Raw genomic sequence first — 15,105 nt, forward strand, 5'->3', positions numbered from 1 at the left:
TCTCGCCTCCTTCTGGCTACCGGGATTATACCACATAGCGCGGTGTAGCCGCAATCAATCTATTCTAGTGTTTACCCACACCTTGCCAAAGAGGTCAGTGAGAACATCGCGTTTTTTCTCTATGACCTCTATGCCCTCAATGGCAGATCAACGCGTCGCATCTTTCACGCGCGCAAGCGCAAGCATGGAAAGCAAAAACAACGCGCCGTACATCGCGAACAGCAACACGTAACCCAGCCCCGGCAAATCGGGAAAACGCGCGGTGAACAAGTCCGCAATCGGTCCGCCGATGTACGCACCGACTGCGCCTGCGCCCGCGCCGGCGAGATTCGAAATTCCCAGGTATCGCGCGGCTTGGTCTGGCGGCACGAGCCGCGTACCCAGCGCCCAGTTCGCGGTGTAGAACATGCCAATCGCCGCGCCGATGATGCACGCGCCCGCGTAAATCACATTGAGATCGGGCGCGGCAATCGCGACTGCGGTGCCAAACGCCGCGAGCGCGCCGGCGAACGCGACGACGCGCGTGTGCCCGATCCGATCCGAGAGCCAGCCGGCGAGCGACGCGAAAATCAAAACGAACACGCCGACGAACAAGAGCATGTTCGCCGCGGGTCCCGCCGCTTTTTCGCGCACGAGTCCGAGCCGCGCTTGCAAAAAGAAAATCGCGAATGACGAAAGATTGACTGCGCCGGCAAGAAACGCCAGCCGATTCACGATCCACCACGTGAACGAGGGATTGCGCGTCGCGTCGCCCGCGCCGATGCGAACACTCACCCAGACGCCGAGCGCGATCGCGATGCTCATCGCGAGCAGACCCAGCAAGCCCATCGCGATAAACAAACTTGATGCGTCCAATCCGTCGGTGAACGCGCTCCCCAATCGAACGGCTTCGCCCAGACCCAGGATGATTCCGGTGAACAGCGCGGTCATCAGTACGAGTCGCGCGAACGCGCTCCACGCTTGACTGACCAATGCCGCCGCGCCTTGCGGGGCTTGCTCGCGCACAAACATCGTGAGCAACGCTGTCGCCAGAACGACGCCCATCGCGACGAACAACGCGCCCCACATATTCCCGGCTTGAATCAGACGACCGACGGTGAACGAAACAATAATCACCGGGAGTGGCACTTCGAGGATCGCTTTGACGCCGGAAAATTTGCCGCGCTGATTTTCGGGAACCAGGTCGGGAATCAGACCCTGGGTCGCGCCGTGCGCGGCGTTCGCGGAAATTTGCAGAAGCACGTACATCGCAAAAAGGAAAACGTAACCGGCAAAACCGGACATGCCCGCCGAGAATCCAATCGCGACAATGAACACCAGGTTCAGCACCGCGCCGCCGAGGATGAACGGTCGGCGGCGTCCCCAGCGCAACGTGCTTGCATCGGAGAGTAGACCCCAAAACGCTTGCGCGAGCAACGCGACCATCAAGCCCCACAAACGCAGCGTGCCATAGTACGTCGCCTTTTGCGCTTCGCCAACAAATTGCTCGATGAGCAACGGCAACACGAGCGGCGCCATCGTTTGCGACAGTGTCGCGAGACCGAGCCAGTACGCGTTGATCGTGATGTACTGCGTCCAACCGAATTTCATTTTTTCACTCATCTGGTTTTTCTCTTGCTCGATCAAAAATCAAGTCAACTAGAGATTGCGTAGAAACGTTGCGCGCTTCGCGAACGTCACTACGCAACCCGTTCGCCGGGCAGAGGCGGACCACCTGCGTACACCTCTTGCACGCAAAGATTGCCAATGTCGCCGCGCAGGTTCCACTTGCCTTTGGCTTGGTACGAAATCGCATCGAACGTCAGGATATTCGTTGCAACCTGGGTCTCAGTCGGCGGATGCGGAAGCGTTGGCATGGTGTGGCAGATCAAATTCTCCGCGCCAGTCGGTTGCATCGAAAGTGCGGGGATGATCATTGGATAGCCGTCATCGCCGATCCACGCCAGCACTTTGACCGCGACCATTTTCGCAAACTCGTGTTGCACCTGACGCGGTATCGTCACGCCGCCGTCCGTGTGTCCGGGCTTGATGATGCCAGCAAATCGCGCGCGCAGATAATCGGTCATCACTTGCATCTTGGAAATCGCAAACGTGTTTTCGACCGACCGCACGCGAATCACACTGGCATCGCGGATGCCGGTGTAGGCGTTGTAGCGCAAGAGCGAGCCGCTCATCACCTTTTCGACGTACGCGCCGGTGCGTTGAAACTCGACGAAATCGCATTTGAGAATCCAACCGTTCAGTTCCGGCGTGATAACGAGGATGCCGACGCGCGAATCTTCTTTGAGATTGACGATACTCTTGCGGAGCAAAAAGTTGCCAAAGAAAACGGTGTCGGGTTGACCGTCGGCGGGTTGCAGTGAAATGCACGGCACGACGTTCGGTACCCCTGCCGCGCTACGCGTCGCCAAAAATTTCGGCGTCGTCTCGCCGCGCAACGCGTCAAGCAAACCTGGGTGTTGTTCCAGGACTGTCATCGTTTCCTCCAAATCAAAGGGTGAAGACACGCTTCGCGGGATGAAGGATGGAAACAATGCAAATCAATTTCATCCTTCATCCCTCATCTTTCATACTTTATTTCTTCACCGCGTCGCCCCCGACCATCGCGCGACCGGCGCAATGTCGTGCGCGACGCGCCACACCGATTCCATTTCATCACGCGTGAGCAACGATACATTTTCCAGCGCATACGGCAAATCGAGCCGATGATATTTTGGCTTGCCGAGATTCGTGTACGCGACCAAGTCCCAGCGTTCGACCGTCGGCAGTTCGTCGCAAATGAATCGCGCAATCGCTTGGATGTTCGCGTGGTCGTCGGTGTAGCCGGGAATGATCGGCGTGCGAATCCACATCGGCACGCCACGCGATGCAAGCCAGCGCGCATTGTTCAAAATCAACTCGTTGCCAACGCCGGTCGCTTGCTGATGTTTTGCGCCGTCCATGATTTTCAGATCGAACAACGCCAGGTCAAGCCATTCGACGACGCGCTGGTAACGTTCTAATGCGACCGCGCCGCACGTGTCGAGCGCGACGTGCAGTCCGCCATCTTTGCAACGCGGCAACACCTCGCAGAGAAAATCGGTCTGCATCATCGGCTCGCCGCCACTGAACGTGACGCCGCCGCCGGATGTTTCGTAAAACACCTTGTCCTTCAGCAATTCCTCCAGCAATTTCTCTGGTTTCCATTCTTTCCCTATCACAACCAGCGCGCTTGCCGGACACGCCTCCGCGCATTTCCCACACACCGTACATCGTTTGCGGTCAATCGCGATCCCCGCCGGCGTGAGTGTCAACGCATTTTCCGGACAAACGCGCAAACATTCGCGCGCGCCAATGCACCGCGCATCGTACCACATCAAATCGAGATGTGGCGACATGCCTTCGGGATTGTGACACCACACACAACGAAGCGGGCATCCTTTCATAAACACGGTCGTGCGGATGCCAGGTCCGTCTGCGGTGCTGAATTGTTGAAGGTTGAAGGTGAGTGCGGTCGAGTCCATAAAATCCTTGTGGGGCGCGGACAAACGCGAGCGAGCACCGATTAGAGATAGAAATCCGCGCTTGTCTGCGCTCGTCCGCGTCCCATTCTATCCAAGTAACAGCGGGCGAATGCTTTCCGCCCACGCGCGAATCGCGCTCCAATCGCGGCGATCATCGCGCGGGAAAATGCGCAGGGCAACGGCAACGCGCAATTGCAACGTATCCAGGTTCACCGGCAGTTTGGAAAAGTCGAGCATCCCGGCAAAGAATCCTTCGCTCAGTGGCGTGACGAGCGCGCGCACCGGCGCGACCCATTTTGCCACCACCGCGCGGTATTGCTCCGTGTTCGACATCGCGAGTGTGATGCAGACTGTGAACTCGGCAAACTTTTTTTGCGCCAATTCGGCGCGATGCGTCTGGATGAATTGCGCCGCTTCCGGCAGCCACTTGGATTTTCGAATCGCACTGCCTGCGACGACTACGTTGTACGGCGCGAGGTCTTGCACCTCGTTCATCGCAAGCACATCCACTTGCGCGCCGCTTTCCGCGAGTGTTTTGCCAATGGCTTGCGCGACTTCGGCGGTGGAACCGGTGCGGCTGGCGTACGTTACAAGGATTTTGTTTGGCATGCGGTTTCTCCGGGAGTGAGTTCGTGGTCAAAGACCTGGAAGGTTTTCGCGAAGCGAACCTTCCAGGTCTACGCATCGGCGCTGATGCGTCGGAGGTGTACACGTGAATATTGGCATCCACCAACAAGTAGGATATTTTCTGTTACTTCTGGAAATATCTTTCCATTGCTTGTCTATATAGATCACGTGAAAGTGCGCGAGCAATCAGCCCAAATGCATGGACCTCGGATGAGGTCAAATTGATGTCTTGTCCAACCACGTACTGAGACACCTGAGCTAATCGGCTATCCGCACGACTCATATTATGCACTATGCAGTTTCGCAAGTAAGTCGCACGAATTATGGTGTCTTTGTGTTCATCAGTCCAGTGGAGATTTAGTTTCGTCTCAAAGTAATCAATGACCTTATCCATGCTCTGATAAACGAGCGCCAGGTTCTCTTTTTCTATCATCAACTCGATTACACTTTCAAAAGTACGGGCTTCGAGAATCTCACTGAATTTGAGCTGTTTTTCTTTCGGCAACATGCTGGGGTTGGACAGAAATATTTCTTTCATAAGGTCGCCCAGGAATACCTCGAAATACGAATAGCCCAACAGGAATGCTGAGTGATTAACCTGGGTGCAATAAATCTCATATGTTTCAGGAATGGTTCTCCTCTGGCTTTCCATAAACCAAATATCTTTCTCTTTTTGTATGAGATCAAACACATCTTGATGTGAAAGTGCTAAGAACGGAATCAGCGCATCAAGTTGACGTATGAGGCGCATGAGAAATTCAGTGTTATCCATTGCTAGAATTCTCCGTATTCGTGCAAATTCGTGTAATTCGCGGATTACAACCGATGACTCTCCCGCGCGATAATCTCGTCCTGAATCTCTTTGCCAATTCCAACAAAGTACGCGTTGTAGCCGGTCACACGCACGAGCAAGTTGCGGTACTCGTCGGGATGCTTTTGCGCCTCGCGCAACGTGTTCGCGTCAATCACATTGATTTGCAACGCCGTGCCGCCCACCTTGCCGTACGCGCGCAACAACGCCACCAGTTTTTGTTGTTGCTCCGGATCGCGCAACATCGCCGGGCTGAAACTTAGCGTGTGGCTCGCGCCGTTCGGCGCGGTCTGCAAATCGAGATGCCCCACACTCTTGATGACCGAGGTCGGTCCCTTGCGATCCGCGCCGTTCACCGGGCAAACCGCGTTCGACAAGTACTGTCCGCGCTTGCGACCGTCCGGCGTCGCCGCTGTTGTCGGCGCGTACGCGATCCAGTAATTCCACGACAAGTACCCGCCACGATATTTCTTGCCGGTCGGCGACGTGTGCGTGATCGCCTGCTCCGTCCACACATGACTGATTTCGCGCGCAATGTCGTCGGCGTACAGATCGTCATTGCCGTACTTGGGCGCTTTGGTGATGAGCATCTGCCGCAAACGCGAAGCGTCCTTGCCTTCGAAATTCGATTTGAGCGCGTCGAGCAAATCAGTCATCGCGATTTGTTTCGTTTCGTACACCAACTTTTTGATCGCGGCGATGCTGTCCGCCGCCGTCGCAAGCGCGACGCCTTCGACGGTGAGATAGTTGTGATGCGCGCCGCCCGCGTTCGAGTCCTTACCCGATTCGAGACAGCCGCCGACGAGCGCGCTCAAATACGCGCACGGCTCCCAACGCGCGCGCCCGGCATCGGCGAGATTGTTGACGCGGATGATCCAGTCAACGAGAAAACGGAGTTGCGTTTCAAACGCGGAAAGGAAATGAGGGAAATCGGGGAAATCAATTGGATTGCCGGTGTGTGGTCCGATTTGTTTCCCGGTTTGCAGATCGCATCCGTCGTTCAGCGCGAGTTCAATCGCTTTGGCAAGGTTGAGATTCACGTCCACCGTGCCGGAGCGATCATCGCCGGCGAGTGTGTTTTCGAGACAACCGACCGGCGCGTAATCCCAGAGTCGTTCTTCCGGCAAACCTTGCCAGCGCAAACCGGCTATCGCGTTCTCGTCAAAGTTGATGAGGAACGGCGACCCTTGTGCGTGCGCTAACATCTCGACGATGCGTTTCAGCAAGCGGTCGGGCGTTTGCGCGTGGATGCGAATGTTCGGCTTGGGTTCGAGCAGATTGATTTCTTCGATGATGTCGAGCATGAGATACGTTAGTTCGTTCGACGCGTCGCTCCCGTCCGCGTTCATTCCGCCGAGCGTGATGAGTTGCCCAAACGACGAGTTGATGCCCTGGTTCGTGCCGACCCAGCCCTGGTAATCGTACGCGTAATTGTGTTTGATCCACCAACATTCGAGCCATTCTTTTGCCTGCTCGCGCGTCAATCGTCCCGATTCCAAATCGGCTTTGAAGTACGGATACAAATATTGGTCCACACGACCTGGCGAAACGCCGGGACCGGGATAACTTTCCGCGACCATCAACAACGAATGTGTTGTCCACAACGCTTGCAACGCTTCGGGAAAAGTTTTGGGCGGCAACCACGGTACTCTGGAACAGGTGCGCGCAATCTCGCGCAATTCCGCGCGGCGACCTGGGTCGCTTTCCGAATCGGCGAGGCGGCTCGCTTCGGCTTCGTAGCGGTCGCTCAACATTCTCACCGCGTCAGCGCAGATGACAATGGCGTGCGCGAGGTCGCGTTGCTCGCGCGTCGCATCGGGATCGTCCAATACAGATTGCGCTTCGGTTTGAATGCCCTTCCAGCCGATTCGCAACGCTTTCGGAAAATCGGGTATGAGATGACCGGGGACTGCGCCGCAATTGCCGACGCCGACATCGTTGAGCGCGTGCCATTCTTTGAGGAATCGCTTTTCTGCGCGATCGCGTGCGCCTTGTTCGCCGCGCGTCAAACAACGCGAGAGCGCGGCGCTAAAATTCGAGCCGACGATCAATTCGCCGTCGAGGATTTGCGCCGGCAAATAGTTGCGGACGACTTGGCGGAAAAAGAGCGCCTGGCGCACGACGAGTGGCTCGATCCAAAATCCTTCGAAAAGTTCCACCCTGGTTGCCGCCGCGCCGAGGTAACTGCGAAATCCTTGCTGGAACAACGCGACTTCGGGAACATTCGTCCACGACCAAATCGAGTACACGCAATCCCAGGGTGTGCCAGTCGTATACGCGCGCACTTGGTTTGTAAACTTGCGTTCGTAGAAATTCCAGTACTCGTCGCGGAGTTTTTTTACGCGCGGGAAAAGTGCGGGCGCGGCAGACCAAACTGACGTGGGGGTGGTACACGTGCTGAGGTTGGCGGACATGGGAACCTCCAACAAAAAACCTGCTGAGGCGCGCGGGAATCGCGTCTATCCAGCAGGCACATCGTGACCATGCGGCAGACAATCAACCGAGACACGGCGACATCGCCAGTGTTGAAAATATTGTAACGTGGAATCAGAGTGGTGTCAAAAAACGCGGGTTAAAAATCCATCAGTGGGAAATCACTCGCGCGATAAAACCCGCGGTCCTCTCCGCGATCTGTTCCCACTCTTGATCGAGGATCACACAGTGCGTCGAGCGTTCGAACCAGTGCAATTCCTTTTGCGGCGATGAAATCTCATCGAGGATGATCTGCCCACTACGCGGATCAATCGCTTGGTCGAGCCGACCTTGGGCGATGAAAACCGGTTGATGAATTTTCGCTAATCGTTTGCGCGTCGCGCGTTGCAACTTGCCCAACTGTACGACCGCGCGCAGCGGATTGACCGCGTACCCTTTCCAACGCGGGTCTACGGCAGTTGCCGCGCGCACCGGTTTTTCCGCGAACGCCTTGAATGGTGCGTACAATCGCGCGAGCACGATGGACAACGGCGACGCGACCTGGATCGCCGGCGCGTATAACAAAACCCCTGCCGCCTCTGGGTGATTGCTCGCGGTGTAAAGCGAGAGCACCGCACCCATAGATTCGCCGCCGATGAACACGCGCTGGCATCGCGCGGCAAGATCGCAGTACGCGCACTCCACCGCGTTCGTCCAGTCTTGCCAACGACACCGATTCATTTCCTCCGGCGTCGTGCCGTGCCCAGGCAAGAGGGGCGCGGAAATCGTGTACCCGCGCGCATGCAAAAAATCGCCGAGCAAACGCACTTCCGCAGTTGTCGCCGTGAAACCGTGCACAAGCAAAACGCCGGTCGCGTTGCCTTGCCGGAAAAATGTCTCGCCGTCGAGATGAGGGTTACGAATGAAATTTGTCATTTTCGATTTCCGAATGCCGATTTTCGATTGAGCCGATCATAAATCGAAAATCGAAAATCATAAATCTAAAATTGAAGGAATGGTCACATTCCCCGCCGGCATCACGCCGATGCGCGCGTCGCGCGGGAGGTCGCGCAGCGCAAGCGTCAGCGCGGCGTCGAGCGAATCGCACTTGTCGAGGAGCAATCGCGTCGTGAGATCGCGCGGCATGTCCGTCACCATCAACACACGCGCGCGCGTCGCATCGCGCGCGATTTGAAACGCCTTGTGATAACCCAGGCGAAACGGCTCGCGCTGAAAACGTTCGAGGACTTGATGCTGGGACGATACGTCGCGCAGATATTCTTCATACAGTTTACTTCCCGATCCTTCGGGACACGCGGCGACCCAGATGATCGTACCGCCGAGATTCATCACCGGCATCGCGTGCCCCAACGCTTTTTGCGCTTGATACACGTTGATGTCTTTCGGATGTCCACCCGCCGACACGATCATCAGATCGAACGGCGCGGTCACCTTCACGCGATACACGTCGAGCGCGAGCGGCATCCCCGCGTGAATGACTGCGACCGGATCGCCCGCAAAAACGCCGACGATTTTCTTTTCCGCGTTGACGACCGGATTGAGCGCGCAATGCACGCCCATCATTTTTCCGATTTCTTCGACATCCTGCCGCGCGGGATTGTCGGCATAGCGCCCTTGATACGCGTGCGGGTCCAGCATCAGCGAATGATTGTGCGTGATCGTCGCGCGCCCCGCGACGCCAATCGCCGCCGCTTTGACGCCGCCGGAAAATCCCATGAATTGATGCGGCTCGATGTCGCCAATCGCGATGCGTAGCTCCGCTTCGACGAACACACGATTTGCCAGGACGCGCGTACCGCGCGTCGTCGCGCCGAGTTCGATCAGATTCGCACCGTCATCGCAATCGTGTGAGATGACGCGATAATGCGCGAGGATGTCGGCAGGCACGACCGCGCCGAATTCGTCCGCGCGCATCGGCGCGTGCGTGCCGGTCGCGATCAGCAACGTGATCGCTTCACGCGGAACGTCGAGCCGCGCGAGTTTTTGCAAGAGCGGCGGCAGAAGAATCGCGAGCGGCACGGGACGCGTCTTGTCGTTGATCGCGATGGCGACCGATTGCGCGCGCGCAAAGCGCGACCAATCGAATGCGAGCGGCGCGTCGAGCGCGTCGCTCACCGCGCGCGGCGCATCGGTCAACGGCGGGATCGCCGCGGGCGCGATGAGTTCCGCGCGCAATGAATCGGAAAGCGAAAATTCCAAATGTGTTTTTCCGTATGGAATTTGAAATTGCATCATGCCCCCAACCCAGTCATCAAAATCATCGCGAGACTCGCCACCGCCAACGCGAATGCAATCGTCAGCGCGAGGATGAAAGGTCGCCAACCGGTCTGGCGGAGACTCGCGATGTTCGTGCTCAAGCCAATGCCGGTGAGCGCGCAGAGAATCGCGAACTTGGATGCGTCGTCCGCCAGTTTGAGCCACGCCGCACTCACAAACAAATGCTCCGGCTGATCCACGTTTTGCGGCAAGATGCCGGCGGCGATGCCCAGGGTCCGCAAGAGCGACATCACAATGAACGCGACCACGAACCACGGAATCACCGGCTGCATCGTCAGTCTTTTCGTCGCGTGATGCGTGGCGCGCGCGTAGACGAATCCCATCAAGATCATCAATGGACCCAGGAATACGTTGCGCGTCAGTTTGACCACCGTCGCGATGTCGAGCGCGCGCGGACTGTACGCCGCGGCAGTCGCCACGACCTGGGACGTGTCGTTCACCGCGGTGCCGCTCCATAATCCGAAAACGGAATCGGACAGCGCGAGCGCGTGACCTACAATCGGATAAACGATCACCGCGATCAATCCGAACAATGTAATCATCGCGACCGCGAAACTGACGTCTTCTTCTTTCGCTTCGATGAGCGGCGCGGTCGCGACAATCGCCGAGTTGCCGCAAATCGCTGTGCCAAAGCCAATCAGCGTGACGAGCCGGCGCGGAATGTTCAAACCGCGTCCAACGAGAAACGCGAATCCGAGAGCAAACGAAATGCAAACGACAATCAACACGAGTGCAGTGGAGCCGGTCGCCGCGACATCTTGCAAACTCAAGCGCAATCCGAGCAAGATAATACCGAAACGCAAAATGCGATCGAGCGCGAATTTCGCGCCCGCGTCCACCGACGCGGGCAAGCGAATTGTATTCCGAATCAGCAAACCCAGCAACATCGCGATGAGAATTTCGCTGATCGCTTTGGTCAACATCGCGTTGGGAATGAGATCGTGCAGAATGCGACTGCTAATGGCGACGACCACGACGACGCTCAGTCCTAGCCACGCGCGCGCTAACTCGTGCGCGATCTTTTTTATTTCAGCAAACAGAACGCCGATGATTTCACCTCACAAGGAAACTGGCAGCGTAATCAATCCGCGCAACGCGATGTCCTGCCGCCACACGAGCGGTTCGCCGGTCAGCCGCACATTCGGAAAACGCGCGAGCAACGCGTTGATCGCCAGCGGCGCTTCGAGACGCGCGAGCGGCGCGCCGAGACAAAAGTGAATGCCGTACCCAAACGCGACATGCCGATTTTCTTTGCGCGCAATGTCGAGTGCGTCGGGGTTTGGAAATTGCGCGGGATCGCGATTCGCCGCGCCAAGCATCGGCAAGACCAGGTCGCCGCGCCGAATTTGTTCGCCGCCGAATTCGACATCCTCGCGCGCGATGCGCCAGCCGCGTTGCACCGACGTGTCGTACCGCAACAATTCTTCGACCGCGCTCGCGATCAACCCAGGATTCGCGCGCAGACGCGCGAGTTGATCGGGCTGACGCAAGAGCGCGTGCATTCCGTTGCCGATCAAATTCGTCGTCGTCTCGTGTCCCGCGACGAACAATGTGACGACCGTCGAGACGAGTTCGGCATCCGAAAGTTTGTCACCCTGCTCTTCCGCCGCGACGAGTCCGGATAAAATATCCTCGCGCGGTTCGGCGCGTTTGTGCGCGATGAGTTCGCGCACGTACGCGCGCATCTCCAGCAACGCGCGTTGTGCGGTGTCTACATTTTCCGGAATGATGCGACCGCCGCCCTCAAACAAACCGTTGATCTCGATTGCCCATTGGCGAAACTTGTCGCGGTCCTCCGTCGGCGCGCCAATCATTTCGGAGACGATGATCGCAGGCAGCGGGTACGCGAGGTCGCCAATGATGTCCATTCGTCCGGCGCGTTCGACGTGCGCGAGCAAATCGTTCACGACCGTTTCGATGCGCCCGCGCATCGTCTCGATCATGCGCGGCGTAAACACCTTGGTTAACAACGCGCGCAAGCGCGTGTGATCGGGCGGGTCGGAATGCGCGAGACCGACCGCGTAATGTCGCTCTAATTGTTCAACCTGGGCGCGCGCGGCGTCGGGGAGTTGACGGAGCAGAAAAGTAACGCGACCCGCGCTCGAAAATCGTTGCGGGTCGCGGAAAATCGTGACGAGGTCGGCGTAGCGCGTAATGACCCAGCCGCCGAGCGCGTCACTCCAATACACCGGCGCGCGTTCACGCAAACGACGGTACGTCGGATACGGGTCAACGAAAAATTCCGGCGAGCGCAATTGCTCTTCAAGGGGCGCAATCGAAATGCGTGACACTGATTCTCCTTCTGGCAACAAGGATGAAATTAGAAGGATGAAGGATGAACTATTCATCCTTCATCCTTCTGCCTTCATACTTTAATCACGCCGAGCGATACAACTTGGTCAACACAAACTCATTGTGCCGCAACGTTTCGGCGGAGGTCATGCGACCGTTGATCGTGCGTTCCAACATTTGGAGCGCGGCATCCGCGGCTTGGTCGAGATTCATTTCCAAGCGCAACATGCCGGTCAAATCAACATCCACGTGTTCGGACATTGTCGCGACCGTGAGCGGATTCGCGGACAACTTGATCACCGGAACGACCGGGTTGCCGATGACGTTGCCTTGACCGGTCGTAAAGTAATGGACGACGGAACCGGCGGCGGCGCACAGCGTCACCATTTCGGCGGCGGCGGACGATGAATCCATGAAACTCAACCCAGGTTTGCGCGGTTCTTGCGCGGGTTTGAGAAAATCAACGATCTTGCAGCGACCGGCTTTTTGAATGTTGCCCAGCGCCTTTTCTTCGATGGTCGTCAACCCGCCGCGAATGTTACCTTCGGTCGGTTGCGAGCCGAACAAGGAAACGCCCTGGCTTTCCACGAGTCGCTGATAATCGTCGAACGCGGCTTTGAACTGCGCGGCGATTTCCGGCGTCGCGCATTGTTGCATAATGATGTCTTCGCCGCCGGTCACTTCGGTCGTTTCGCCGAAGATCAACGTCGCGCCGGCATCCGCAAGTCGTTCGAACGTGCGCCCGACGGTCGGGTTCGATGCGAGACCAGACGTTGTGTCTGATTCGCCGCACTTGGTGCTCATCGTCAATTCTTTGACGGTGAACGGTTCGCGCTGCAACTCGGTGGCGTAATGCACGAACTCTTTTGCTTTGCGCGACGCAGCTTCGATCGTCTTGAGATCGCCGGATCGTTCGATGCTGAATCCGGCGACGGGTTTGCCGGTCTTGGCGATTTCTTTGACGATCAGTTCAGCCCATTTCGGCTCGATGCAGATCACGATTGCGGCGGCGCAGTTGGGATTGCGACCCTGACCCGCGAGCGTGCGGAAGGTCAAATCCCAATCTTCGCCAAATTGCAAGCGACCGTACGGATGCGGCAATGCCATCGTGCCGCGAATATTCATCGCGACACCTTCGGCGACGGCGTTCGAAATGTCGTCCACCGGAATGATGAGGACGTGGTTGCGCGCGCCAAAGCGCCCATCAGGACGACGATAGCCCAGGAATTTGAGGTCTTGTGGCTTGATCATCATTTCCACCTTTTCGTTTTGAGATTGTGCGAGTGAACGTGCGATCCGCGCGGCGCCGCATCCGCGGCAACGCCGATCACGCGCCCGTACTCGATCACGTCTTTGCCTTTCGCAATGTCCTTCATCGCGACCTTGTGTCCGAGCGGAACATCGTTCACCAGTTTGACGCTGCCCGCCGGTTGCCCTTCGAGCGTGACTGCGCCAACATCGTTGCCGGCTTTGAGGTCTTCAACCGCAACGCCGACATCGTCAATTGTTTCGTGCACCAAAATGCCGTGCTTCATACTACCTCCTAGAATTGAGACTTGGAATTAGTGAACAGTGAACAGTGAATCATCCTACTGTTGACTGTTGACTGTTGACTAATTTACACTTCACTTTCCGCCGCCATATTCACTGTGCGCGTTTGCATTTGCAGCCAAACGCCGCGCGTGATGAATGCAAGCGCGACGACCATGAACACCAGAGAGATCGGTCGCGTGAAAAAGATGAGCGGCGAGCCATGCGAGAGACCGAGCGATTGCATCAGCGATGTCTCTAGCATTTTTGCCAGGACGGCGGCGAGCACCATCGGCGCAACCGGAAAACCAAACTTACGCATCAAGTAACCGATCACGCCAAAGATCACGACGACCCAGATGTCGAGCATCTGAAAGCGCAGACTGTACGCGCCGATGAAGGTGAAGGCGACGATCAGCGGACCCAGGATCGGAAACGGAATCAGCGCCATGCGCGCCCAAATTCCGACGAGCGGCAGGTTCAAGATGAGCAACATTACATTGCCGATGTACATGCTCGCGATGATCGTCCACAACAACTGCGGTTGTTCCGTCATCAAGCGCGGACCGGGCTGCAAACCGTACATCATAAATCCGCCGAGCAAAACGGCGAGCGCCGGTCCCGATGGAATGCCAAACGAAAACAGCGGGACGAATCCGCCGCTCGCCGTTGCATTGTTCGCGCCTTCGACCGCGGCGATGGCGTCCATCGCGCCTTTGCCGAATTTTTCCGGATGCTTCGACACGCGCTTTTCGAGATCATACGCCATGAACGACGTCACCGCCGGACTGCACCCTGGGATCAGCCCCATGAAAAAGCCAAGCGTACCCGAGCGAAACATCGCCGCCCAAGTTTCCTTGAGGTCTTGCCACGACGGCAGCCATTCGATTTTCTGGTCCGCCAAAATTCCGCGCGCGCTCGATTCGACATTCAATAGCACTTCGCTGATCGCGAACAAACCCATGATGATCGGGACGAACTCGATGCCCGCCATCAACAAGGGCTGACCGAACGTCAAACGCGCGACGCCGGTAAGCGGATCGAGTCCGACGACCGCGGTCAGCAAACCGAATGCAGCGGCGAGAATTCCTTTGACGAGCGCGCGCCCGGAAAGACTGATGATGAGCGACAGACCCAGGAACGCGAGCGCGAAATATTCCGGCGGACCGAAGGCGAGTGCGACCTGGGACAAGAGCGGCGCGAAAAACGTCAAGCCGATGACACCCAGAGTGCCGGCGACGAACGAGGTGATCGCCGAAATGCCGAGCGTCGGACCGCCGCGTCCTTGCAGGTTGAGTTGATAGCCATCAATCGCCGTCGGCACGGACGATGCTTCACCCGGAATGTTGACAAGGATCGCCGTCGTCGAACCGCCGTACATCGCGCCATAGTAGATCGCTGCCATCATGATGATCGCCGGCGCGGGCGGCAGCATCGTCGTCAACGGCAAAAGCATCGCAATCGCAGCGGTCGGTCCCAAGCCGGGCAGCACTCCGACCAAGGTTCCGGCGATGCAACCGATCAAAGCGAACAAGAGATTGATCGGGCTGAGTGCGCTCGCGAATCCTTGCGCGAGCATGTTCCAGGCATCCATGTTTGCATCTCCAGACCTCACCCCTCACCCCCTAGCCC

General features: G+C 57.4%; 13 protein-coding genes. All 13 read right to left on the minus strand.

Translation table 11 applies throughout. The features are described from left to right. Window positions 1-147: 147 nt before the first annotated feature. Window positions 148-1,590 carry an MFS transporter gene (locus HY868_13960; GenBank protein ID MBI5303234.1) on the minus strand — a complete coding sequence of 481 codons (1,443 nt, stop codon included), beginning with the start codon at window positions 1,588-1,590 and terminating at the stop codon, window positions 148-150. 89 nt (window positions 1,591-1,679) lie between these two features. Further along, entirely contained in the window at window positions 1,680-2,477 is a 798-nt protein-coding gene (locus tag HY868_13965) for a pyridoxamine 5'-phosphate oxidase family protein (protein MBI5303235.1), read from the minus strand. Window positions 2,478-2,582: 105 nt separating this feature from the next. Then, window positions 2,583-3,503: a glycyl-radical enzyme activating protein gene (locus tag HY868_13970; protein ID MBI5303236.1), complete on the minus strand. Its 921-nt coding sequence runs from the start codon at window positions 3,501-3,503 to the stop codon at window positions 2,583-2,585. Window positions 3,504-3,590: 87 nt separating this feature from the next. Next, complete coding sequence (locus tag HY868_13975; GenBank protein ID MBI5303237.1) at window positions 3,591-4,112, minus strand: flavodoxin domain-containing protein; 522 nt, start codon at window positions 4,110-4,112, stop codon at window positions 3,591-3,593. Between the two features lie 142 nt (window positions 4,113-4,254). Beyond that, on the minus strand, window positions 4,255-4,902 hold the full coding sequence (locus tag HY868_13980; GenBank protein ID MBI5303238.1) for a hypothetical protein: 648 nt from the start codon (window positions 4,900-4,902) through the stop codon (window positions 4,255-4,257). Window positions 4,903-4,946: 44 nt separating this feature from the next. After that, a complete protein-coding gene (locus tag HY868_13985; GenBank protein ID MBI5303239.1) occupies window positions 4,947-7,355 on the minus strand; it encodes a hypothetical protein in 2,409 nt (802 codons plus the stop codon). Between the two features lie 169 nt (window positions 7,356-7,524). Next, window positions 7,525-8,289: an alpha/beta fold hydrolase gene (locus tag HY868_13990; protein MBI5303240.1), complete on the minus strand. Its 765-nt coding sequence runs from the start codon at window positions 8,287-8,289 to the stop codon at window positions 7,525-7,527. A gap of 57 nt (window positions 8,290-8,346) precedes the next feature. Next, on the minus strand, window positions 8,347-9,606 hold the full coding sequence (larA, locus tag HY868_13995; GenBank protein ID MBI5303241.1) for a nickel-dependent lactate racemase: 1,260 nt from the start codon (window positions 9,604-9,606) through the stop codon (window positions 8,347-8,349). Then, window positions 9,606-10,625 (minus strand): putative sulfate exporter family transporter, encoded by a 1,020-nt coding sequence (locus HY868_14000; protein MBI5303242.1) that lies wholly within the window; start codon window positions 10,623-10,625, stop codon window positions 9,606-9,608. Before HY868_14000 ends, larA begins: the two co-directional genes overlap by 1 nt. Before the next feature lie 84 nt (window positions 10,626-10,709). Next, window positions 10,710-11,999, minus strand: coding sequence for a cytochrome P450 (locus HY868_14005; GenBank protein MBI5303243.1), 1,290 nt, complete (start codon window positions 11,997-11,999; stop codon window positions 10,710-10,712). A gap of 28 nt (window positions 12,000-12,027) precedes the next feature. Continuing rightward, window positions 12,028-13,194 carry a UxaA family hydrolase gene (locus HY868_14010; GenBank protein ID MBI5303244.1) on the minus strand — a complete coding sequence of 389 codons (1,167 nt, stop codon included), beginning with the start codon at window positions 13,192-13,194 and terminating at the stop codon, window positions 12,028-12,030. Continuing rightward, window positions 13,194-13,478, minus strand: coding sequence for a UxaA family hydrolase (locus HY868_14015; protein ID MBI5303245.1), 285 nt, complete (start codon window positions 13,476-13,478; stop codon window positions 13,194-13,196). Before HY868_14015 ends, HY868_14010 begins: the two co-directional genes overlap by 1 nt. 83 nt (window positions 13,479-13,561) lie before the next feature. After that, entirely contained in the window at window positions 13,562-15,067 is a 1,506-nt protein-coding gene (locus tag HY868_14020; protein MBI5303246.1) for a tripartite tricarboxylate transporter permease, read from the minus strand. Window positions 15,068-15,105: the final 38 nt, after the last annotated feature.

The sequence above is a fragment of the Chloroflexota bacterium genome (assembly GCA_016219275.1).
Classification (GTDB): Bacteria; Chloroflexota; Anaerolineae; order UBA4142; family UBA4142; genus JACRBM01.